Genomic DNA, 21,949 nt, shown 5'->3' with positions numbered 1-21,949 from the left:
GCAGTGCACAGTGCAGCAGAGCAGCTCTGTGAGAAGATCAATGACATCCTGATAGGACAGCGGGTAGCGTAGACACCGGCGTACTGCACACAGGATCACCTCACGTGGAAAACAATGATGTTTGAACGGTGACTTGCGGGCATACTCGACCGCAAAAGACCAAACGTCGCCAAACGCGGCGGTTAATGCAGTAGTGCCCTGCGGGCGAACAAGCTGGCAGCTTTTATCGGTGAAGATGCTTTTGGAGGGTGTTGTTATAGACGTCGATCGGCGTACCTTCGAGTATCCGCCTGGTGAACTTGAACGGGACCATGTCCGGCCGGCCCCAGGGCCCGTACACCGTGAAAAAAGCGGAACATCGTCTTGGGCAGGTTCCACAGGTGCGGATAGGAATGGCCCGTCGCCTCGTTCGCCTTTTTGGTGGCGGCGTGTGGACCTCGTGGTCCTCTGCATAGGGCATCTGGATGTTTGCCCCGTAAACCGAAGAGGTCGAGGCCATCAGCAGGTGGTGCACACATGGATGCGCGCCACGTCTATCACGTTGAAGGTGCCGATCAGGTTGGTTTCAACATAGGCGCGGAGGTCTTCCAGACTGTAGCGGACTCCGGCCTGTGCTGCGAGATGGACGATCATCTGGGGCTGGAACTCCTCTGCTGCGGCGGTCAGTGCGGCCATATCCCCGAGCATGGCGACCGTGTCGCTGTAGCCCGGCGTGGCCAGCAGGATATCGCGGCGCGCCTGCTTCAGCGCCACGTCGTAGTAATCGGTCATGGCGTCGTAGCCGTGCACTTGCTGACCTTGCGGCAGCAACAGTTACGCCAGATAAAAGCCGATAAAGCCTGCGGTGCCGGTGACCAGAACCCGTGGCATGAAAATGATCGTCCTGTGTGATATGCGCAGTGTACGGCCAAGGCCATCGCACATCCGTCCCTCCACAAAAAGACCCGATTCGCAAACACCTGTCGCGCAAGGACCCCCTGACGCACAGGGCCGCAGGAAAGCGCGGGGGCCGGACCCCGTGAAAAACCGGGGCAAACGGAAATCCGCGCCCCCAAACCCCCCGGTCCTTGTCATGGCAATGTTTCGGTTGCGCTATGAAACGGTTTGTGACATTTCGACCGCATCCATTGATTGAAAACTTAAGTTGGCATGACGCACAGAATCGACAATACGGTCGTCCCGGTGTCCGGCATGGACATGGTCGGTGCCGGACACCGCACAGCGCAGTTCCGCATGCAGTCCATGATCCCCGACGCAGACCACGTTGCGCGGCCGTCACGGGCCGCGGTGCCGCCCGCAAACGGGGCTGCAGACCATGAGACCGGCCGCCGTCTTTTAGGAAAACAGGACATATAGAATGCGCATTGCAATGATCGGCACCGGCTATGTCGGCCTTGTCTCGGGGGTCTGTTTTTCGGATTTCGGCCACGAGATCGTCTGCGTCGACAAGGACGCGGCCAAGATCGACAGTCTGAACGCGAGTCATGTCCCGATCTATGAACCCGGACTGGACGATCTGATGGCCCGCAATGTCGCGGCCGGGCGTCTGTCATTCACCACAGATCTGGAATCGGCCGTCGCCGGGGCTGACGCCGTTTTCATCGCCGTGGGCACGCCGACGCGGCGCGGCGACGGACATGCGGACCTGACCTATGTCTTTGCTGCCGCCGAGGAAATCGCGAGCTTCATCAGCGACTATACAGTGGTGGTCACCAAATCCACCGTGCCCATCGGCACCAACCGCAAGGTCCACGAGATCATCGGGCGGACTTGCCATGCCGATCTGTTCGGTGTCGCCTCGAACCCCGAATTCCTGCGCGAGGGGGCCGCGATCGACGACTTTATGCGCCCGGACCGGATTGTGGTGGGTGTCGATGACGACCGAGCCGCCGAGGTGATGCAGGCGATCTACCGGCCGCTTTACCTGCGCGATTTTCCCATCGTCACCACCGATCTGGAAAGCGCCGAGATGATCAAATATGCGGCCAACGCCTTTCTGGCGACCAAGATCACCTTTATCAACGAGATCGCAGCGCTGTGCGAAAAGGTCGGCGCGGATGTGAAATCGGTCGCGCGGGGCATCGGTCTGGACAACCGGATCGGCGGCAAGTTCCTGCATGCCGGTCCCGGTTATGGCGGATCGTGCTTTCCCAAAGACACCCGTGCACTGGCCCGGATCGGACAGGACCACGCCGTCCCCCAGCGGATCATTGAAGCGGTGATCGACGTGAACGAAGGGATCAAGAGGCGGATGCTCGACAAGTTGCGCGACCTGTGTGACGGCAGCTTCAACGACAAGACCATCGTGGTGCTGGGTGTGACGTTTAAGCCCAATACCGACGACATGCGCGAGGCGCCGTCGCTGACCATCGTGCCCGCACTGGTCGGGGCCGGGGCGCGGGTACGCGTGGTCGACCCGCAAGGCCGCAAGGAGGGCGAGGCGCTCTTGCCCGGCGTTGACTGGCACGACAATGCCTATACCGCGTCCGAAGGTGCCGATGCGCTGGTGATACTGACCGAATGGAATGAATTCCGCGCGCTCGATCTGGCGGCGATAGCACAGGCCATGGCCCATCCGCACATGGCCGACCTGCGCAATGTCTATAGCTGTGACGATACGCTGGCCGCCGGGTTCAAGCGTTACGCGGCGGTAGGCCGATGACGGGTTTCGCGATCGGGGGGGGTGTGTGACATGTGCGGCATCTTCGGCAATTTCTGTTTCGATCCCGGTAATCTGACCGAGGCCGCGCTGCTGGATATCGCGTGCGCGATCCGGCACCGTGGCCCCGATGCCGTGGGTGTGGCGGTCGACGCGCGTGCAGCCCTTGGCAACACCCGCCTGTCGATCCTCGATCTGAGCGCCGCCAGCAATCAGCCGATGTATTCCGACGATGGCAACATCGTGCTGGTCCAGAACGGCGAGATCTACAACTTCATCGAACTGCGCGAGGAATTGCGCCGCGCCGGACACCGGTTTGACACCACCGGCGACACAGAGGTGCTGCTGCGCGCCTTCGAGGCCTGGGGCCCCAATTTCGTGACCCGCCTGAACGGTATGTTCGCTATTGCCGTGCAGGACCGCCTGGCCGAAACGGTGTGGCTGTTTCGTGACCGGCTGGGTGTCAAACCGCTTTATTATCACGGCACACCTGAAACGGGACAGCTGTGGTTCGGCTCCGAGATCAAGGTTTTGCTGGCCGCGGGCGTGCCGGCCCAGCCCGACATGGACGCGCTGGCGCAGTATCTGGCGCTGAACTACATCCCGCAGCCCGCGACGGCGTTCGAAGATATCCGCCACCTGCCCCCGGCGCATATGGCCGAAATCACGCCCGCCGGGATGACCTTGACGCCCTATTGGGATCTGGTCGATGTCACACCCGACCCCAGCATGGTGCAGGCCGATGCGGAAAAGGAACTTTACGACCTGCTGAACGATGCGACCCGTGTGCGGATGCGATCGGATGCAAAATTCGGCGCCTTTCTGTCGGGGGGGCTGGACAGCTCTTCGGTGGTGGGCCTGATGAGCGCCTGTCAGGACACGCCGGTGCGCACCTTCTCGATCGGTTTCGACGATCCACGCTTTGACGAGACCCGCTTTGCCCGCATGGCCGCCGACCGGTTCGGCACCGACCATCAGGTGCAGATCATGCAGGCCGATACCGTGTCGCTGTGGCCGCGTTTCATCTGGCATGTGGACCAGCCGCACGGCGATGTCTCCTTCATGCCGATGGATCAGGTGTCGGCGCTGGCCACGCAGGACGTGAAGATGGTGCTGACTGGCGACGGCGGCGATGAGCTGTTCGCGGGCTATGACAAGTACGCCGATTTCTTTCCCAGCGGCGGCACCGGTCATCTGGGTGCCAACTGGGAAGACGACTTCGTGCGCCGCGCGGGACTGCTGCAGGAAGACGAACCCGCCACCCTGCTGACCGGCAACCTGCACGCGGCGTTCCACGATGTAGATCCCTATCGCGCCCTGTCGCGCCAGATCCAGCGGGCTGGCCATCAGGATCCGATCAACCGGGTGCTTTACGCCGAAACCACGACGCTGCTGCCGGGCAACAATCTGGTCAAGCCCGACCGCATGGCGATGGCCAACTCGCTCGAGGTGCGGTCGCCGTTTCTGGACTACCGGATGGCCGAATTCGCGTTTCGCATGCCCGGCCACCTGAAACTGACCGGCGGCGAGACCAAGGCGATCTACAAAAGCGCCGTGCGCGATCTTCTGGGCGACGAACTGACCTACCGCAAAAAACAAATGTTCACCGTGCCGGTGGGCGAATGGTTCCGGCAGGTGCTGGCGCATTACTGCCGCGAGATTCTGTTGGACGGCCGACTTGGCGCGCGCGGCATCGTGTCCGAGCAGACCGTCACCGGCATGTTACAGGCCCATATTGCGGGCGAGGCCAACTATACTCGGCAACTGCGCGCGCTGATCTCGCTGGAAATATGGTTCCGTCTGTTCATCGACCGCGACCCGCAAATGCTGGCCCTGGCACAAGCCGCCCCCAATCGCGGTGACGCGCCATGATCGGTCACGCGGCGGACGCCGCGCGGCACACCCTGTAAAAGTCACGAAAGGCAGGCTCAAATGCATATTCTCACCGTGCGCTCCACGTTGCCGGACATGGGGCCGGGCACCCAGCCGCTGGTCATTGCGCGCGAACTGCGCAGCCGTGGCGATACGGTTTCGTTCGCCACTTCGGGTGGGGCCTATACCGATACCGTGCGCGCGGCCGATTTCCCGGTGCACATCATTCCCGAACTGGCCCCCGACAGGCACCGTCTGGGTGCCGTCGTCAGGGCCGTGGCGGCCCTGCGGCGCCTGATCGTCGCCGAGAGCCCCGATGTGATCCACGGCCATAACGCGGCCGCGACCATCCTTGCGGTGACGGCGGCACGGCTGGCCGGCAAGCGTATCCCTGCCGTGACCAGCGTGCGCGGTGTCGAAGAACGCGACACACACCAGTGGCGCAATAAGATATGGAAACGCACGCCGGGCGTGCTGCTGGCGGTCTGCGAGAAGACCCGCGAGCGCCTGCTGAGTTTCGGTGTGCCGGACGACAGGATCAGCGTGACCTACAACGGTGTCGATCTGGCGCGATTCCAGCCCGAAAGCTTAGATGGTGCCGCCCAGCGAGAGGCGCTTGGGCTGACCGGAAAAATCGTCGTCGGCACCACGGGCGCCTTTACCGGATCTCCCGCGCAGGGAGGACCCAGCAAGGGTCAGCACATTTTGGTCAAGGCGGTGGCGCAGCTCAAGGACAGGCATCCGGATCTGGCGGTTCTGCTGGTTGGCGATGGTAAGACCCGTCTCATGGTCGAGGACCTGGCCCGCGATCTGGGGTGTGCCGACCGTGTGGTTTTTGCCGGACGGCGCTTTGACGTTCCCGAGATGCTCAGCGCGATGGATATCTATTGCCTAGCTTCGATTTCGGGCGAGTTTTTCCCCAACTCGATCATCGAGGCGATGTCGATGGGCCTGCCGTGGATCGGCAGCGACATCGCGGGGCTGAGCGAGCTGACCGCCGATGGCGAGGCCGGACAGGTCACACCGATCGGGGATGTGGCGGCACTTGCGGCCAACCTCGACAGGTTGGCGGGCGATGGGGACTTGAGGGCCAGCCGCGGCGCACGGGCGCGCAACGAAGTCGAGCAGCGCCTGTCGATCGAGCATGTCTGCGACCGGATCGTGTCGGCCTATCTTCAGTCGGGTGTACCCGAAAACATCGCAAGGGAGACGTCGCCCCATGTCATCTGAGAAGCGCTTTCTTGTCGTTACGGGAATGCACCGCAGTCATACCTCGCTTCTGGGCAGCATGATCCAGCGTTCGGGCCTGCCGTTTCACGACGACATGGTCGGCGCGGATATCAGCAATCCGCACGGTCACTTCGAGGATGTCGCGATCCTAAATATTCACAAAGCCACCTTGCGCGACAACCGGGCAAAATGGTTCCGTGGGATCGATCGGCCGCTGGATGTTTCCGACGCCCGGCACCAGGAATTGGCGCAGGTCATCGCAATGAGATTCGCGACCCTGGGGCCGCGCTGGGGTTTCAAGACGCCCCAATCGACCCTGTTTCTGGATATGTTCGCGCGCTACCCGCAAGCGCGGTTCCTGTTCATCCACCGCCCGCCCGCGCCGGTCCTGAGTTCCCTGCTGCGCCGGATGGGCAGCCAGATCTACTGGCGACCGGATGCCCCCGGACGGTTCGCCCGTGCCTATGCCGTCTATAACGAACGCATCGCCGCCTTCACCGCCAGCCATCCCGAACGGTGTCATGTTGTGTCGAGCGACCGGCTGATGACCGACCCCGACAACGTCTTGAAAGCCGCCTCTGACAAGCTCGGACTTGGACTGGACGATATCGCTGCCGCACGCGCCCTGGTGCGGCCCGAAACGATCAGCGCTCCGACAAATTGGCTGGAACGGATACTGACCCGCCACCTGTCAGGCGGCAGACGTGTGCGCCGGGCCCACGAGGCGGTTCGGGTTCTGGATGCGGTCGCACACGGAGCCACGGCGGCATCGTGATGGACAGGACGCTATTCAGGGGTGCCGGTCTTTCATTCGCCGTCAGAATCGGCGGTGTAGCCTTCGCCCTGCTGGCACAGATAGCCTTGGCCCGCGCGTTAAGCACACACATGTATGGCAACTACGTCTATACGATACAATTGGCAGGGTTGCTTGCGGTCATCGGATCCCTGGGGTTCATCCAAGCTGCCGTGCGTGTCATTCCCATGAGCAATGCTGATGGCGATCCCGTGCACCGTCAGGCCTTCATACGCACCGGAGTACTGGTATCGGTGCTGGCCACAACCGTGGTGGCAGCGATGATTCTGAGCCTGGCGCAGGTCTGGGGCGTGTCGCTGGAAGAGCCGTTCCGAACCGCGCTTTTGACGGTATCGATCCTGCTGCTCAGTGCCTTGACCCTGCTGCGCCTGGGCCAGGAGATCATGCGCGGCGACAAACGGGTGCTGGCGGCACAGATTTGCGAACAGGTGATCCTGCCCGGCGGCCTGCTGGGTCTTGCCGGTATGGTCCTCGCGACGGGGGCCGATCTGCAGGTGTCCCGCGTGATCGGCTTCCAGGCCGCGCTGACCGGGGTCATGGCCGCGACCCTGATCGTCATGGCCTTGCGCCGTCGCAGTGCCGTACAGGACGGCACCCCGCCCCAACCTGCCCCGGCCAGCCTTAAGGTCTGGCTAGGCATGGGTCTGCCGCTGGCCGCTGCGGGGCTGATGGCGGGGTTCATGTCGCGCGGGGACGTGATCGTGCTGGCGTTCATCGCCACACCCGAAGAAATCGGTATCTATGCCGCCGCGGCAAGGGTGGCGGGGCTGATGATCTTCGGACTCGCCGCCGTCAACACGATCGCGGCACCGTTGTTCAGCGAGCTGTGGCATACCGGCGACCGTGCGGCGCTTCAGTCCCGCATCGGCAGTAGTGCGGCCTTGACCATGTTAATCACCTTACCGGTCTTTGTGGTTCTCATGCTGGCACCTGCCCCGATCATGGGGTTGTTTGGTGCCGACTTCATCGCAGCGGCCCCGGTGCTGAGGGTGCTGGCCGTCGGACAGTTGATCAATGCCCTGTCGGGTCCGACAGGGCCGTTGATGGTCGCGACCGGACAAAGCCGGGCCTATGCGGTCCTGACATTCATCGGCATCCTCGTGACCTTGGGCGGAATTCTCGGTCTGGGGTCGTTGTTCGGCCTATTCGGTGCGGCCTGTGGTACGGCTCTTGGACTGGTCTGGTTTAACGCAAGCATGGCGTGGCGGATCGCGCGGCAAACCAGATTGCGATCGGTAGTCAGTCGGAACGATGTCAGGGCGCTTGTGGGCCAGATCGTGCTGCGCCTGCGCAGCCGGAGCAGGCCATGATACCGCTTTCGATCTCGGCCGTTGCGCTGATCATGTCCTTCCTGAAGATCAAGGGATTGGGCAGGATCCGGCATGTCCTGTGTTTTCTGGCATTGGGTGCGGGCCAGATCCATCTTGCCGTGATAGCTTTGATCCTTCTGTTCGTGTCCGAAGACGGTTATCTGCCGCCGGCCCGTTTCCCGCGCGGCCCGACGCTTTTGGCGGTGACCTGCGTTGGGCTGGTGGTGATGATTACCCTGCTGTCGCCGGTATCGGGCCGCATCCTGGGCGAGATCGTGCAGCTTTTGATTTATGCGCTGATCTTTGTACTGGCGACGATCTATCTGCGAAGGCCAGGCCGGATCGAACCGCTGTTGCACGCCATGGTCATCGCCGCGACCATTGTGGCGTTACTGGGCATTGCTGGACAGCTCACCGGTTTTACCCAATCGCCGCATATATTCATCGGGCGTGGTGGCAACGAGGGTTCGGTATTTTTGCTTCTCAGCGGTGTCGTTCCCTCGATAACGCTATTCATCAAAACCAGGCGAATCATATATCTGCTGCTGCCGTTGTTGATGCTGTTTGCACAGGTGCTGGCACAAAGCCGCGCTAACATGGCCGTGAGCCTACTCGTTCTCGTCAGTCCAGTGTACTTCCTAATCGGTGCGCGCTGGCTGCGGGTCGTTATCCTGCTGGTCGTGCTTGGCCTTTTGTACGCGGCTTTGCCGACGCTGCAGTCGTTGTTCCGTCAGCAGCAGGATTTTTCCACGCTGCAGCGGCTGGCGCTGCTGGATGTGGGTTGGGCGCTGTGGCTGGAACGGCCCTGGCTGGGCTGGGGCTGGGGGGCGACATCTGAACTGGTGCCGCAGAACACGCTGACATACGATGCCTATCCGCATTTCCACAATACCTATATCCAGCTTCTGGTAGAGTTGGGCGCTCTGGGCTGGCTGGCAATCGTGGTTTGGGTGGGTGGGTCGCTCTGGCTGGTAAGCGTTGGTGCCGTCCACCGCGTCGATCTACCGGGAGGTTTCTATATCGCCGTAATCAGCGTGGCTGTATTGGCAGAGGGATTGACCAGTGCCTTGCTGTTTGGCGCGGACAGGGCGGTGCAAGTGATGATCATACTCGCCTTGATAGGCGCGTTCCTGCGGCGCAGGCGTGTCACCGTGAAGCAAGCGGCAGGCCAGGCTGCGCACTCAGATCCTGAAAGGCCCTTGTTGTGATACGTTTGTTCGATATTCTGTTTGCACTGTTGATGCTGGCCGTCGCCGGTCTGCCGATGCTGGTGATTGCCGTGGCGATCGTACTGCATGACGGGTTTCCGGTGATCTTTCGCCAGACACGTGTGGGACGCGGGGGGGATCCTTTTACAATCTTCAAGTTCCGCTCGATGCGCAAATCCGGACCCAAATCCAGCAGTGGGCAGATCGTGGGCCAGTCGCTGGCCGACAAGCAAGAGGCGCGGGCCGCATTCCAGACCACTCAGGTCGGCGACGCGCGTATCACGCCGGTTGGGCGCGTTATCCGCAAAACCCATCTCGACGAGTTGCCGCAGATTTTCAACGTACTGCGCGGCGAGATGTCGCTGGTAGGCGTGCGCCCCGACACCCCCGCCCAGGAAGTCGATTACGACCCCGCCTACTGGCAGACCCGCCACATCTATCGGCCCGGCATCACCGGTCCAGCGCAGGTCGGTCATACCACCGGCGGCATTTCGCAACGTTGTGTCCACGAACGGATATGGCTGGAAGGACGGTCAGTGAAGTTGTATCTGTCGCTGCTGGTGCGCACGGCAGTGAAAGTCGCCCGGCGCAACAGTTTCTAGGTATCCGCGCCGACAATGCGTCCGATCAGGTCGACAACGTTGCCGGTGGCGGTGCCCAGCGGTGGCATATCGATGGTTTGTCCGCCCTTGCCGAAATCGCGCGCCAGCAACATGGCGGCCATTGCATCCAGATCGGGCACCGCCCGCGCCAGACCGTGCAATGGATAGACGGCGTCTTCGGCATATTTCACGCAGATCACCGGGATACCGCGCAATGCCGCCTGCAACCCCATGGTGCTGACCTCGGCACAGACCACATCGGCGACCAGTAACGCCTCTTCGGGGCTCAGCGTGCCGTCGTCCAGCAGGCCGTGATCGGCCCCCGGCCCGAGCGTGAAGGCACTGTTGGGATGTGGGCGCAGGATATAGGTGAAGTCGGGATCGGCCCGGCACAGCCGCTCGAACACCGGCACCAGATCCTGCGGTCCGGCATAGGGATCGCCCGACCGGCCGCGGGCGTCCACCTGGGCTGCGGGCCACAGGATCACCGTTTTGTCCGTCATCCCCAACCGGGCACGCAGTGCCGCGCGCCGGGCCGCGTCGTCAGGAGCCGGGCGCAGGCTGTCGAAAGCGGGGTTGCCGGTCACGTGGATTTCGCTGCCGATCAGGCCCGCTTGCAGAAGATCCTCACGCACCGAGCTTGCAAAAACACTCAGATGTTCGGCATAGGGGGCGGGAATTATCCAGTCGCGTTCGCGGATCAGGAACAGGTCGCTGATCGCCAGCGACGGAATGCCCAGACGGCGGGCGGCTTGCAGCATCGCGTGTTCGAACCGCGGGCTGGTGGTGGTGACGACGGCATCGGGCCGCGTGCGTTTGAGATACCGCACCATCGCATCGACCGGCAGGAACGCCCTGCGACCTTCTGCCGTGATCCGGTCACGGGCGGCCCGCGTGCCGATCCGACAGGCCAGATCGCGGTAGCCGATGGCGAAATAGGCGGCTGTCTGCGCGGGCGTGATATCGGGGTGCGACTGACCTGCAGTCACATCCCGCAGAAAGGCAAGATCGCCCGCATCGGTGCAGGTGGAGGCTTCGTCCTGCAAGGCCAGCACCGACCGGGCGGCCAATCCGCGCCGTGCGAAAAACCGCGCGGCGGTAGTCAGCCCGATCAGGTCGGGCGTGCTGCCACGCGCGATCAGCCCGGCGGCGACGGCGGCCATGATCTGCGCGTGCCCGCCGCCGTAGGACATCAGCAGCGGACGTTTCGCGGCAAAGGACGAGAGGTCTGCCATATCAGGTGCGGCGGCCCAGCCCGTTGGCGGTAAACCAGTCCTGCAGTGCCGGTTCGAACCCGGTGCGCATCTGCGTGACCTTACGTCTGGCATCCTGCACGCGGGCTTCGTGGGCGGGCAGGTCGGCCAGCACACCATTCACCCGATCGCGCAGGACCTGCGCGAACCCTGGCGCCGACACATCTACCGTTGCGTCGCCATGACCCAGTTCGGCATAAAGCATCGCAATCTGGCGGTAGCAGACCAGACCCAGCGTCGGGCGCCCTGCCCCCATGGCGCAGACATTGGCGTGAAACCGCATCCCAAGCACCATTTCGCACTGTTTATACAGACCCAGCGCCACACGCGCCGCGGCATCGCCGCTACCGTAGGGGGCGACGATCACCCGCTTCCGGCGCAGCCGGTCGCCCATCTTGTCGAGCACCTGAAAGATCACCTCCACGTCGCGGAAGATATGCGGGAACAGGATGAAATGCACATCACCGTGATCTTCGCTCAGTCGAGTCAGGGCGGCGGCGAATTCGGCCGCAAAGGCCACACTGCCCTCGGACGCGTTGAATTTGGCAAAGCGTACGTCGGCCATGTCATTGGCCACGTTAATCCCGATATAGCGCGCGTCCGCGTTCAGGATATCCGGCGCGTCATCGGTCGATATAGGCGCGAAAAAACCACTATCGGGCACATGGTGCACGGCGGCCGCGTAATCGGCACCAATATGTGTCTGCAGCGCGTCGACCGCGCCGTCGTTGCGCACCGTCACCAGATACTGGTCGGAGGCCAGTAGCTTGTCGAGAAATGCGGTGAAGTTCCGGCGCGAGCTGTCGGGCACACCTTGACCGGGATCGACCCCCAGCGCGTTAAAATAGACCGGCACGGTGATCCGGTCGAAGACCTCTGGCGGGGTGGCGATGGAGGTGCCGGTAGGCGATCCTTCGACCCACAACTCGAAATAGTTGCCGCCGCCGATGATCAGCGCGTCATAACTGTTGGCCAGGTTCGCGAAATCCGCGTCGAAGGCCCGCTCTTTCCAGAAGAATTCGCGGATTTCAAGCTCGGTCCAGTCCACCGGCCGGCCCAGACGCTCCGCGAACCAAGGGCGGAACCCCATATGGTTTGCGTTGTCGCCGATGTTGCCGCTGAAACTGGCCAGGTGCAAGACCTTGAGCGGGCTCATGTGACCTGATGGCGCAGCGTCCACTCCGTGCCGTCCTTTTTCCACAGGTGCGGCGACCGGAACTGATCCACGGTGGTCCAGAATTCATCGTCGGTGGTATCGATATATTCCAAGAAATCCTCGTAGAACTTGGCCGGGAATTCGCCGTCGTATTTCTGCACAAGGTGGACCGCCTCTTCGCGGGTGATCTTGCCGTTGCGTACTTCCTGTGCGGCATCATAGGTCGCCCGGCCGATGCCGAATTTGATCCGCGTGGTAAAGTAGTGGAACATGTCGATCTTGTCGTCGATGCTCGAATACTTGGAATAGGTGCCGGGTGTGCGCTCGGGGTTGGCCTGAAAACCGGTGTTCTCGACGGCGTAGTAATAACACTCCTGCGGGTCCCACGGCAGGTAGTAACCCAAATAATGCACCTCGACGTTCTTGCTTTCCAGATAGCTGGCGTCCGGCGGAATGTAGGGTGCGAAATCGTTGAGCGTGAAATCGGTCTTTTCAAGGATATCGCTGACCTTTTCGCCGCCCAGCACCATCTCCAGCGGGTCCTGGGTGGAGAAGAACTTGCGATCCATCGTCGGCACGTAGTTATCGTCGACGTTGTTGCCGTATTCGGCCTGGTTTTCACCGTACATGACCAGCGGCACGTCAAAGCGGGCGGCCATCATCGGGCCGATGATGCGCTGGCCAACAATGAATGGCTGAAACGGGTGCAGCAGGTTGTGGAAGGCCGCGCGCGTCAGATAGCGGTGCAGCTTGCCGTTGGGGGTGAACAGGATATTGTCGTGACCGCCCACATGACACCAGGCCTCGAAGTTTTCCCAACCGATTCGGGTATACAGATGCGGTGCCCAAGTCACCGTCAGCGGGTTCATCCCGTAACGGTATTTCAGCACATGCGACGTGAACGCGCTGTCTTTGCCGCCCGAGCCTGGCACAACGACGTCATAGCCGGTCTTCTGGCGATACTGGTCCAGCAGGGCGACCAACTGGTCCTCGCGGTCCTTCCAATTGATCTGCTGCGCCTTGACCTGCTGATAGCTACACGCATCGCAGATACCCTGTTCGTTGAAGCCGATCGTGGCCTTCTTTTCGTTACGGGTGTGCTTGAATTCGACGGTCGAGCTGGGGCGCTGGTTGGAAATGACGCAGCTTTTGCAAAAGGCGACTTGATTAGGCAGCCCGAAAAATGCTTCGAGTTCGGATTGGTCGACCATGGGAAAAACCTCTTTCAAGAGTTAGAATATAAATGACTTTAGCATGCCAAGACCCGTTTCCCGGCTTTTTTCGGGGTGGAACTGAGTGCCGACAAGGTTGTCGCGCGCCACTACGCTGGCAAAGCGCAGATCGTCGCAGCGCGATACCGCCGCGACATCGGGGGCCGTGGCGGGCACCCCGTAGCTGTGGATAAAATAGACCGCATCGTCCGGCGTGACACCCGACAGCATGCGGCTGGCCAAATCGCCGGTGTCGGTGACACGCTCCAGTGGCAGCCAGCCCACGTTGGGCATCCGGTATACCCTGTCGGGATCAGTGGCATAGCGGGTCAGATGGTCTACGGTGCCGTCCAGCAGGCCCAAACCCTCGGTTTTCGTGAATTCCATGCTGCAGGTGTGTAGCAGCTGCATGCCCAGACAGATTCCCAGACAGCGCCGTCCGCTGGCGACATAGGTGCCCAGAAAGTCCCGCAGCCCCTGCGCTGTCAGCTCTGCGATGCCATGTGGGAAAGCACCTACGCCGGGCAGGATCAGCCGGTCGCAGGCATCCAGCACGGCGGGGTTTGACGACACACGCGGCACTGCACCCAGATGCTCGACCGCGTTGGCCACGCTCTTGAGATTGCCGATCCCATAATCGACGATAGCGACTTCGATCCTGCTCATGACGGGTCCGTGTCCTCGTAGCCATTCATCTGCGCCTTGATCTCGGCCATGTCCTGTTTCTTGTAGTGCAGCACCGCGGCCACGGCGATGGCACTCGGCCGGACCTTCGCCAGCAGTGCATCCAGATGCTTGGGCTGGCCATAACCGCCGCTGACGATGATCGGACGGCGCGTGACCTCTTGCACGGCCGCAACCAGCGGTACGTCGAACCCACGCTGCGTGCCTTCCTTGTCGACCGACGTGATCATCAATTCGCCCACACCTGCCTTTTCCAGCGTCTGCGCCCAGTCGACCACATCCAGACCGGTCACCTCGCGGCCGTTGTCGATATAGGCCTCCCAGTGGGTATCGATTTTCTTGGCCTCGATCGAGCCGACGATACACTGCGATCCGAAACGCGCGGCCACATCCGAAATCAGGTTGATATCATGCACCGCACCGGTGTTGATGATGACTTTGTCGGCGCCCGCGTTCAGCGCCGCTGCCGCATCCGCCACGCTGCGGATCCCTCCACCCAGCGTGATCGGCACAAAGACGTTTTCGCAGGCCTTCTCGATCACGCCGAACAGGTTGTTCCTGTTGTAAAGACTTGCGACCGCATCCATGAAGACGATTTCGTCCACGCCGGCCTTGTAATAGTCCACGGCCAGCGCGTTGGGATCGCCCACCTTGCGCAGGCCCTCGAGGTGAATCCCCTTGATCGCCCATTCGTTCTTGACGTCTATTCGTGAAATCAGTCGCATCGTTGCTTATTACCCGTTGGTTTCGGGGTTGTCACGCGCCCGCGATGACAAAAACAGGGCTTCGGCCCGTTCGAAATCCGCCAGTGTGTCGACGTCCAGTGAAACAGAGGCGTCCATCTCGACGGCGCCAATCCTGTCGGTCGCCAGACTACCGTTGCACAAGAACCAGGCGATGTCGAACACATAGACGGCGCCGTTGGGTCGAAATAGCGACGGCAGCGCCTGCCGGTTGGCAAAACAAAAGCGCGGATCGGATACCGGGCGGAACGTGCCGTCGGTCATGAAGCCGTATTTCAGCGGACCGGGATCGGTTCGGATGACCGACATGACCAGATTATGCGCGCCGGTCCGGTACAGGGCCACGGCCGCCGCGATGTCCGCGTTGCGCCGCAGCGGAGAGGTGGCCTGCAACAGCACCATGGTGCCCGCCTCCAGTCCCGCGTCCACGATGGCGTCGGTGATGACCGAGTCCATCGGTGCAGTGTCACCCGCCAGATTGGCGGGACGCGCGCGCACGTCACAGCCTGCCGGTCCGCCCGACGCGATGATATCGACGATATCGGTGGACACAATGCAGCGGTTGGCCACGGCACATCCCTGCCGCACGGCATGTTCATACAGCGGGCGCCCGGCAAAGGGGCGGACGTTCTTCCCCGGCAGGCCCTTGGACCCCGCCCTGACAGGGATCAGGGCAAGCGCGAGAGGTGCAAAGGAATGAGTCACGATAAATGTCCTGTCTGCGGTCCTGGTCAGGCGGGCGGGGTCGCAAAGTATTTCTGCAAGGGCAGCGTCCAGAACGCATCGCCCGCCAGCAAGGTCTTGAAGGCTTCGGCGGCCGATCCCGACCCGAAGCCGACGTAGGCGGGGTACGCGTTGCCCCATTCATCGGCCAGAAAGGCCGCGATGGCTGCACTGTCGCGGGCCTTGCACGCCGTGACCGATCCCGCGTCGGACCGGTTCGACTGCCGCGACCCCACATCCAGCGACGGCACCCCCAGAAACGGCGCCTCGCGGACGCCGACACTGGAATTGCCGACGATGGCCGACGCATTCTTGAGCAGCTCGGAGAAATAGTTGAACCGCATCGACGGTATGACTCGGAACTGGTCCTGTGGCAAAGCGTCGATCACCGCCATGATGGCGTCAGAGCCGGGATCGTTGTTGGGCAGGATCACCACCATGTTCCGACCCGACGCGGTGCAGGCCGCAAACAGCGCCTCGGCCTGCGCGCCCATGTCGTCCGCCTCTGATGTGACGGGATGGAACACCGCGATACCGTAGTCATCGAATGGAATGTCGTAGCGGCGGCGGACCTCGTCCAGATCGACTCCCGAAGACAGTGCGTGCTTATCCAGTTCCGGCGATCCGATCACATGTACGGAATCCTGCGGTTCTCCCATGCGCAGGATCCGGCTGGCGGCAACATCGGAACTGACCAGATGCACGGTCGACAGCTTGGTGTTGCAGTGGCGGAAGATCTCGTCGATGGTGCCCGACACCTCGCCGCCCTCCACATGTGCGCAGCGGATGTAATTAGTGGCACAGACCAGTGCACAGGCCAGCGCCTCGACCCGGTCGCCATGCACCGCCACCAGGTCGGGGCGTATCTCGTGGACGAAATCGGAGAACCCGATGATCGTCTTGGCCAGGATCGTGTCCTGCGGATCGCCATCGCGCTGGTTGACGAACTCGACCACATCGAACCCGCCCGCCTTGTGCACCTCGGTTTTAGTCAGGCCGTATTTCTGCATCATGTGCATGCCGGTCACAAAAAAGCTGACGTCAAAGCCCGCCTCGCGTGCGGCCACGGCCAGCGGTTCCATCTTGCCGAAATCGGCACGGGTGCCGGTCACGAAGATGATACTCTTGCGATCCTCAGTCATGTGGACAGGTCAGCCCGTTTCAGCTGCGTGTTGTGCGTTACGGCACGCGTCAGGGTGCGGCCCACCACCTTGTCGAATTCATAGCCCGGAATCTCGCCTGATCCCGGCCTGCGCGCCCAGATGTCGTCGGCAGTCAGGACATGGCCCGCAGGCAGGTCCCGGTCGGCCACGATTGACGCGCGAGCGAACCGGTACACCGCCTCTTCGGACGCAGTGCGCTGCTTGGGTTGATGCAGGGCGGTATGGATCTCGCGGCTGCGGTCGATCAGGAACCGCAGTTCCGCAGGGTCCATCGAACACGAGATGTCGGGCCCCTGCCGGTAGCGCGTATCGGTAAAGTGCCGCTCCAGGATACAGGCCCCCAGTGCCACCGACGCCAGGGCCATCGACGGCCCGATGGAGTGGTCCGAAAATCCCACCACCGCATCGGGGAACGCCTGCATCAGGTCCGTTACCCCCCGCAAAGACACGATTTCGGGCGGTGAGGGATACAGGTTAGTGCATTCCAGCAGCGCAAAAGGCACACCGCTGTCGCGCAGGATATCGACGGAGGCGCCGATCGTGTCGATCGACTGCATGCCGGTCGACATTATGACCGGCTTGCCCAGCCCCGCGATATGCCGGATCAACGGCAGATTGTCGGCCTCGCCCGATCCGATCTTGAAGGCCGGCACGTCGATCTCGTTCAGGAAATCGGCGGCCGAGCGCGAAAACGGCGTGGAGATGTAGATCATCCCAAGATCCTCGGCATAGGCTTTCAGCGCGATCTCGTCGTCGCGCGACAGGGCGCTGCGTTCCATCACCTCCCAGATTGAAACATCCGCGTTGGGCGGGAAGACCGACTTGGCCTCCTCGGTCATTTCGTCCGCGACGAAATGGGTCTGGTGCTTGACGCATTCAGCCCCCGACATGGCGGCGGCGCGCACCATTTCCTTGGCCGTCTCGAGCGATCCGCCGTGGTTGATGCCGAGTTCCGCGATGACAAGGGGAGGTGCCTCGGGGCCGACAATACGGTCTGCAATTCTCACTTCGAATATCCTTGGAACTATTTCTCGGGCCCGCCGTCACCGGTCGCCATGTGACCGGTGACGGGCACACAGGGCATGTCTTTAAGAACAATACGCATTTTCGTTGCCCGAAATCCTGACATAATGTTCGTCTTAGATAGAAATGGCACAAAAAGGTCAATATTATTATTTGTTCGAAGAAGTCCCTGTCCTGCGGTATCGCGCCGTGCCATCCCTGACCAATAACCAGCACCCCCTGAATCCGGAGAATTTCCCATGACCATAGCCGACACTCTTCAGACGGTATTCATTGCCAGCACGGCCGAAAATGCCGCCTCGGCGGCCGAGGGCGGAGCCGACGTGATCATGATTGATCTTGAACGGGAGGGAAAGCAGCACCGGCAGAAGACACTCTTGGCACATATGACAAGCACCAACTGGGACGATGTCGCCGCGATCCGCGACGCGACCCCCGCCGACGCGCTGATGATACGACTGGATCCTTGGCACCCCGACCGGTCGCCTACCCAGATCGACCGGGCCACGGCACTAGGAGCGGACCGGCTGATGCTGCCGATGATCGAGACGCTAGAACATGTCACAGCGTTTGCCGCCGCCTTGGATGGCCGGGCGCGCTTCACACCCTTGATCGAGACCGTCAGTTCCCTCGGGATGATCGACGCCATCGCGGCCCTGGACAGCGTGGACCGGCTGCATATCGGCCTGAACGATCTCCATCTGCAACGGCACGACCGTTTTCTTTTCGAACCGCTCGCCAACGGTGTGATCGACCCCGCAGCGGCAGGGCTTGTCGCCTACGGCATGCCGTTCGGGATTGGCGGTATCGGCGCGCTGTCCGATACGCCGCCGGTTTCGCCGACCCTGCTTCTGGCCGAACATGCCCGGCTCGGATCTTCGTGGGTCATTCTGTCACGCCGGTTCCGCGACATGATCGCGGCGTCGCCGGGCAGCGATGCCGTCGGCCGGGAAATCTCGGCGTTGAAGGCCCGCTATCGTGTACTGTGCAATCGCGATGCTCGGACCGTAGCCGAGGACAGGCAGAAATTCGTGGCACAGGTTCGCGCCGTGGTATCCCGGATGTCCGATCCCACCTGAGACAGGCCCTATATACGCCGACGTCCTGGCGGTGATAACCGTCGATGCGGTTCACGATCAGTCTGCGCAACCGCTGTTCATCGCTGTCGGCGATCGCGGCCTGCTGTTCCGCATACATCGCCACTGGTGTTGTCACGTTAACGGGCCTGAGGTTGCTGGTGCATTGATCTGGGCGTAGGGGATTTCGATGCAGACATTGAAAATCAGCTGCAAGCGCCACGTGCCAGCATCAGATCATCGCTTACGTTGTCTGGCTCTACGTCCGGTTCAACCTGTGCCTGCGCGAGATCGAGGAGCTGATGCTGGCACGTGGCGTGGACGTTTAGTACGGGACGATCGGGCGCTGGACCGTAAAGTTCGGCCCTCTGATCGCCTACGTTCTGCGGCGACGGCGGCCGCGCCCGGGCGATATCTGGCACTTAGTCGAAGTCGTCGTGAGGATAGCAGGCCGGTCATACTGGCTGTGGCGCGCGGTCGATCAACACGGCACCGTTCTTGAGGAAATCCTTCAATCCAGGCGAGACAAGCGCAATGCAAAACGGATTTTTTTCAAATTGATAAAACGCTGGGGCTTCGCTCCCAAAAGGATCATTATGGACAAGCTGCGCTCCTACGGGGCAGCAAAACGCGAGGTCGTGCCTGGCCTTGATCATTGGTCCCACAAGGGGCTCAATAACCGCGCAGAAAACAGCCATCTTCTTTTTCGAAAACGAGAGCGGGTGATGCAGGGGTTTCCGATCGTCGGGTAGTTTACAACGCTTCGTCTCGGTGCAATCTGCAATACGCAATTCCTTCTCTGTACCAGCCCACCGTTGTTCCGCTCTCACCATCCGCTACCATCGACTCGACGCATTCGGGGCGTGGGAATCCGCGACAAACGTCGCTTGATCAACGATCGGCATGCCAACTTGCAAGCTCGGCGAGTTAACGTGACAACACCGGACAGGGGTGGGACTTTCGGACCTGATCCAAGCTGTCCGTTGCCCAACAGATATCTGTTGGGCAACGGATTGGGGGTTACGGGTTTTCACGGGATCGTCGTCCAAAATATCCAAGTCGACCTCCTCGCCTCTTTGCGCCCAAAGCCAGTATCCCCAACGAGCTGCTGTCCCCAAGAGAAATAAGTGCTGCCGAATTCGGTCGCACCGTCGGGCTGCGAGATCATGGAAGCTTCATTGCATTGGTCAAGGCTGGCCAGACACCTGCGCTGCAACACATGCACCCCCGCACAAAACGCGTTCAATATCGCCTCAGCGCCGAAGACATCTCATCGTTCCACCGTCGTTTTGTGACGCTAATCACGTTGATCGAGGAAACTGGGTACCATCGTAACACACTGAAAACCCTTTTCGCGGCAGCCGGTGTTAATCGCTTTTCCCCAGAGGGTCAGGATTTTGGTCCCGTCTATCTAAGGGAAGAGGCAGTCAAAGCGCTCAAGTAACGAAGTTAAAGTGCATCAGTACAGTAGCACGCGTAGCTGTACCGATTTTCCGAAGAATCCATGCTGGATTTCAAGGGAAATGTATAAATATATTAAATTCAATGCACTAAGCGAAATCGCGCAGTTTTCGAGAGTATTTCTTGACAGGGGTGCGCACGAGAAACGGGCTTATTGCGCGCACTTATGCCTCATCTACACTGAAATTGAAAATGGCGATCCCGGGAGGACTCGAACCCCCAACCCCCTGATTAGAAGTCAGGTGCTCTATCCAGTTGAGCTACGGGACCGCTGTGAAATGCTCATACCTATTTTGCGGCAGATGATCAAAGCTAAATATCATCAAACGCATCTGGATGCAGGTCTTGCCAAAATGCCCTGATGGCGGCGGTGTTCAGGGCCGACATCCAGCCATGGCGTTCAAAGTCGGCGCGCGCATCTGCGCTGTCGATCATCGACATAAACAGCCGTCTGTCCGCGTCGCGCTGTGTGGGCGTGCGCGCCGCCACCAGATCGCGCACCCGCTCCAGCAGTTTGGCACGGGCGCTGGTTGGTTTCGTGGGCGCGGGCTCGGTCGTGAAATCGTCGCGCAGGGCGGCCGCCAGATAGCCGACAGGGTTTTGCACGCCCCCCTGCCCCGCCACATAGGTTATTTTTTCGCCAACGTGATCCTCGCCATGATGCGCAATCCATTGGCGCGCCAAGCGGTCGCTCACCCCCAACGCCAGCAACCGGCTATACACATCCGACTTCCGCACGCCTTCGCCATCGTCCAGATCCAGAATAGCCAGTTGCGGGTTCTCGGAAATCTTGAACCTGATATCCGTGACAGCCCGCCCGCGTTTGCGAATTTCCGGCACGACAACGATGTTCGAGGTTTTGTTCACCTCGGCCACCGCCGGCTTGATGATCTTGGCGTTCAGCTGTTTGTAGACCGCGTAATAGGCGCTGTCCTCGACGCCCATAAGCCTGCGAAACAGATCAAGCGACCACCAGCCGGTGCTGCCTGTGCGCACAAAGCGATAGCAGTTCTCGTAGAGCGCCAAGGCGTGCCCACTGGTAAACCGCCGCTGGATATTCAAATTGATCAGCGCGAATACTTTGGGGTCGTTCAGTTTCGACGCTAATGCAGGGGAATACGCATATTCGCAGACACCGCCCTTAAGCTTGGCATAGCTCAGCAAACTGGACACGCCCCATTCCTGCTGGCCCTTTTCATCCAGCATATCCCATTCGGCCACAGTCTCGGCCAGACCGCGCAGGGATTGTTTCAGCGTATCCATGTCATTCGAATTATAGCCGATCATCAGACACAAGGTGCGCGCATCGATCATATGCACCTGTTGGCTGGTCAGGGTGTCGTAGGCGTTCAGCAGCAAAACATTGCTCAGCTTGCGTTGCAGCAATGTCAGCTTGCCCGACACATGGATCGCCGCGACATGCTTTTTCACCGACCCGCGTCGCAGCGCGCCGGTTAGCCGGTCTTTGGGTATATCAATATCCTGTCGCTTCATCGCTCGGCCCTTTGGCTGTCGGATTCGGGTCCGATCTGTTGCCTCATGGCTAGTTTGCGTTAAAAGGCACCTCAAAGCAATACGGCTATGGGTGCCTTTAGTGGTGCAATCTCAACCGGGCAGTGGCGCAATTAAAGGTGCCAATTTACGGGATCGGTCAAAATGCGAATTTCGCGAACAGACCCTAATCAGGACAAATTAGACCCTAATCCTGACACTACCGCAGATCGGCACCCGTCTTCCTGCGAATCGGTGCCTATTCCCCCG

At 61.0% G+C, this 21,949-nt stretch carries 18 protein-coding genes, 1 tRNA gene and 2 pseudogenes; 10 read left to right on the top strand and 11 right to left on the bottom strand.

Features of this window, described 5'->3' with window-relative positions:
* Nucleotides 1-253: 253 nt before the first annotated feature.
* Nucleotides 254-813, bottom strand: a pseudogene (locus AADJ11_RS18055) (NAD-dependent epimerase/dehydratase family protein); the annotation flags it as partial.
* Nucleotides 814-1,149: 336 nt separating this feature from the next.
* Here AADJ11_RS18055 and AADJ11_RS18050 point away from each other — a divergent pair.
* From AADJ11_RS18050 to AADJ11_RS18015, 8 genes are read left to right on the top strand one after another with little or no spacing between them, the layout of a single operon-like run.
* Complete coding sequence (locus AADJ11_RS18050; protein ID WP_341235831.1) at nucleotides 1,150-1,356, top strand: hypothetical protein; 207 nt, start codon at nucleotides 1,150-1,152, stop codon at nucleotides 1,354-1,356.
* A gap of 1 nt (nucleotide 1,357) precedes the next feature.
* On the top strand, nucleotides 1,358-2,662 hold the full coding sequence (locus AADJ11_RS18045; protein WP_341235830.1) for a UDP-glucose/GDP-mannose dehydrogenase family protein: 1,305 nt from the start codon (nucleotides 1,358-1,360) through the stop codon (nucleotides 2,660-2,662).
* Nucleotides 2,663-2,692: 30 nt separating this feature from the next.
* Nucleotides 2,693-4,531 carry an asparagine synthase (glutamine-hydrolyzing) gene (gene asnB, locus AADJ11_RS18040; protein ID WP_341235829.1) on the top strand — a complete coding sequence of 613 codons (1,839 nt, stop codon included), beginning with the start codon at nucleotides 2,693-2,695 and terminating at the stop codon, nucleotides 4,529-4,531.
* Between the two features lie 60 nt (nucleotides 4,532-4,591).
* Nucleotides 4,592-5,761: a glycosyltransferase gene (locus AADJ11_RS18035; protein ID WP_341235828.1), complete on the top strand. Its 1,170-nt coding sequence runs from the start codon at nucleotides 4,592-4,594 to the stop codon at nucleotides 5,759-5,761.
* Nucleotides 5,751-6,536, top strand: coding sequence for a sulfotransferase (locus tag AADJ11_RS18030; protein ID WP_341235827.1), 786 nt, complete (start codon nucleotides 5,751-5,753; stop codon nucleotides 6,534-6,536). The genes AADJ11_RS18035 and AADJ11_RS18030 overlap by 11 nt, the downstream gene beginning before the upstream one ends.
* On the top strand, nucleotides 6,536-7,885 hold the full coding sequence (locus tag AADJ11_RS18025; RefSeq protein ID WP_341235826.1) for an oligosaccharide flippase family protein: 1,350 nt from the start codon (nucleotides 6,536-6,538) through the stop codon (nucleotides 7,883-7,885). The genes AADJ11_RS18030 and AADJ11_RS18025 overlap by 1 nt, the downstream gene beginning before the upstream one ends.
* Nucleotides 7,882-9,093 (top strand): O-antigen ligase family protein, encoded by a 1,212-nt coding sequence (locus AADJ11_RS18020; RefSeq protein WP_341235825.1) that lies wholly within the window; start codon nucleotides 7,882-7,884, stop codon nucleotides 9,091-9,093. Before AADJ11_RS18025 ends, AADJ11_RS18020 begins: the two co-directional genes overlap by 4 nt.
* A complete protein-coding gene (locus tag AADJ11_RS18015; RefSeq protein ID WP_341235824.1) occupies nucleotides 9,090-9,695 on the top strand; it encodes a sugar transferase in 606 nt (201 codons plus the stop codon). Before AADJ11_RS18020 ends, AADJ11_RS18015 begins: the two co-directional genes overlap by 4 nt.
* Here the strand turns inward: AADJ11_RS18015 and AADJ11_RS18010 are convergent.
* From AADJ11_RS18010 to AADJ11_RS17975, 8 genes are read right to left on the bottom strand one after another with little or no spacing between them, the layout of a single operon-like run.
* The gene (locus AADJ11_RS18010) at nucleotides 9,692-10,930 is read right to left on the bottom strand and encodes a hypothetical protein (RefSeq protein ID WP_341235823.1); all 1,239 of its coding nucleotides are present in this window, start codon (nucleotides 10,928-10,930) and stop codon (nucleotides 9,692-9,694) included. The two genes, AADJ11_RS18015 and AADJ11_RS18010, sit on opposite strands and share 4 nt — an antisense overlap.
* 1 nt (nucleotide 10,931) lies before the next feature.
* The gene (locus AADJ11_RS18005; RefSeq protein WP_341235822.1) at nucleotides 10,932-12,104 is read right to left on the bottom strand and encodes a polysaccharide pyruvyl transferase family protein; all 1,173 of its coding nucleotides are present in this window, start codon (nucleotides 12,102-12,104) and stop codon (nucleotides 10,932-10,934) included.
* Nucleotides 12,101-13,315, bottom strand: a complete 1,215-nt coding sequence (locus tag AADJ11_RS18000) for an N-acetyl sugar amidotransferase (protein ID WP_341235821.1) — start codon at nucleotides 13,313-13,315, stop codon at nucleotides 12,101-12,103. The genes AADJ11_RS18005 and AADJ11_RS18000 overlap by 4 nt, the downstream gene beginning before the upstream one ends.
* Nucleotides 13,316-13,336: 21 nt before the next feature.
* The gene (gene hisH / locus AADJ11_RS17995) at nucleotides 13,337-13,981 is read right to left on the bottom strand and encodes an imidazole glycerol phosphate synthase subunit HisH (RefSeq protein ID WP_341235820.1); all 645 of its coding nucleotides are present in this window, start codon (nucleotides 13,979-13,981) and stop codon (nucleotides 13,337-13,339) included.
* On the bottom strand, nucleotides 13,978-14,724 hold the full coding sequence (locus tag AADJ11_RS17990) for an imidazole glycerol phosphate synthase cyclase subunit (RefSeq protein ID WP_341235819.1): 747 nt from the start codon (nucleotides 14,722-14,724) through the stop codon (nucleotides 13,978-13,980). The genes hisH and AADJ11_RS17990 overlap by 4 nt, the downstream gene beginning before the upstream one ends.
* A gap of 9 nt (nucleotides 14,725-14,733) precedes the next feature.
* Entirely contained in the window at nucleotides 14,734-15,447 is a 714-nt protein-coding gene (locus tag AADJ11_RS17985) for an acylneuraminate cytidylyltransferase family protein (RefSeq protein WP_341235818.1), read from the bottom strand.
* Between the two features lie 26 nt (nucleotides 15,448-15,473).
* Complete coding sequence (gene neuC, locus AADJ11_RS17980; protein WP_341235817.1) at nucleotides 15,474-16,607, bottom strand: UDP-N-acetylglucosamine 2-epimerase; 1,134 nt, start codon at nucleotides 16,605-16,607, stop codon at nucleotides 15,474-15,476.
* Entirely contained in the window at nucleotides 16,604-17,635 is a 1,032-nt protein-coding gene (locus AADJ11_RS17975) for an N-acetylneuraminate synthase family protein (RefSeq protein ID WP_341235816.1), read from the bottom strand. The genes neuC and AADJ11_RS17975 overlap by 4 nt, the downstream gene beginning before the upstream one ends.
* Before the next feature lie 255 nt (nucleotides 17,636-17,890).
* Here AADJ11_RS17975 and AADJ11_RS17970 point away from each other — a divergent pair, with 255 nt between their 5' ends.
* Nucleotides 17,891-18,730: an aldolase/citrate lyase family protein gene (locus AADJ11_RS17970; RefSeq protein WP_341235815.1), complete on the top strand. Its 840-nt coding sequence runs from the start codon at nucleotides 17,891-17,893 to the stop codon at nucleotides 18,728-18,730.
* 233 nt (nucleotides 18,731-18,963) lie between these two features.
* Nucleotides 18,964-19,618: pseudogene (locus AADJ11_RS17965) on the top strand (IS6 family transposase).
* A 763-nt stretch (nucleotides 19,619-20,381) separates the two neighbouring features.
* Here the strand turns inward: AADJ11_RS17965 and AADJ11_RS17960 are convergent.
* Nucleotides 20,382-20,458, bottom strand: a tRNA-Arg gene (locus tag AADJ11_RS17960).
* A 42-nt stretch (nucleotides 20,459-20,500) separates the two neighbouring features.
* On the bottom strand, nucleotides 20,501-21,682 hold the full coding sequence (locus AADJ11_RS17955; RefSeq protein WP_341235814.1) for a replication initiation protein: 1,182 nt from the start codon (nucleotides 21,680-21,682) through the stop codon (nucleotides 20,501-20,503).
* Nucleotides 21,683-21,949: the final 267 nt, after the last annotated feature.

It is taken from the genome of uncultured Sulfitobacter sp. (assembly GCF_964021855.1).
GTDB lineage: Bacteria > Pseudomonadota > Alphaproteobacteria > Rhodobacterales > Rhodobacteraceae > Sulfitobacter.
The sequence above is the reverse complement of the archived record's forward strand: the minus strand, read 5'-3'. Positions and strand labels throughout refer to the sequence as shown.

Bases quoted from the DNA above. Each gene is read 5' to 3' on its own strand.
- AADJ11_RS18045 (WP_341235830.1), top strand. From the start codon at position 1,358: ATGCGCATTGCAATGATCGGCACCGGCTATGTCGGCCTTGTCTCGGGG.
- neuC (WP_341235817.1), bottom strand. From the start codon at position 16,607: ATGACTGAGGATCGCAAGAGTATCATCTTCGTGACCGGCACCCGTGCC.
- hisH (WP_341235820.1), bottom strand. From the start codon at position 13,981: ATGAGCAGGATCGAAGTCGCTATCGTCGATTATGGGATCGGCAATCTC.
- AADJ11_RS18035 (WP_341235828.1), top strand. From the start codon at position 4,592: ATGCATATTCTCACCGTGCGCTCCACGTTGCCGGACATGGGGCCGGGC.
- AADJ11_RS18000 (WP_341235821.1), bottom strand. From the start codon at position 13,315: ATGGTCGACCAATCCGAACTCGAAGCATTTTTCGGGCTGCCTAATCAA.
- AADJ11_RS17990 (WP_341235819.1), bottom strand. From the start codon at position 14,724: ATGCGACTGATTTCACGAATAGACGTCAAGAACGAATGGGCGATCAAG.
- AADJ11_RS17970 (WP_341235815.1), top strand. From the start codon at position 17,891: ATGACCATAGCCGACACTCTTCAGACGGTATTCATTGCCAGCACGGCC.
- AADJ11_RS17955 (WP_341235814.1), bottom strand. From the start codon at position 21,682: ATGAAGCGACAGGATATTGATATACCCAAAGACCGGCTAACCGGCGCG.
- asnB (WP_341235829.1), top strand. From the start codon at position 2,693: ATGTGCGGCATCTTCGGCAATTTCTGTTTCGATCCCGGTAATCTGACC.
- AADJ11_RS18050 (WP_341235831.1), top strand. From the start codon at position 1,150: ATGACGCACAGAATCGACAATACGGTCGTCCCGGTGTCCGGCATGGAC.
- AADJ11_RS18030 (WP_341235827.1), top strand. From the start codon at position 5,751: ATGTCATCTGAGAAGCGCTTTCTTGTCGTTACGGGAATGCACCGCAGT.
- AADJ11_RS18010 (WP_341235823.1), bottom strand. From the start codon at position 10,930: ATGGCAGACCTCTCGTCCTTTGCCGCGAAACGTCCGCTGCTGATGTCC.
- AADJ11_RS18020 (WP_341235825.1), top strand. From the start codon at position 7,882: ATGATACCGCTTTCGATCTCGGCCGTTGCGCTGATCATGTCCTTCCTG.
- AADJ11_RS18025 (WP_341235826.1), top strand. From the start codon at position 6,536: ATGGACAGGACGCTATTCAGGGGTGCCGGTCTTTCATTCGCCGTCAGA.
- AADJ11_RS18005 (WP_341235822.1), bottom strand. From the start codon at position 12,104: ATGAGCCCGCTCAAGGTCTTGCACCTGGCCAGTTTCAGCGGCAACATC.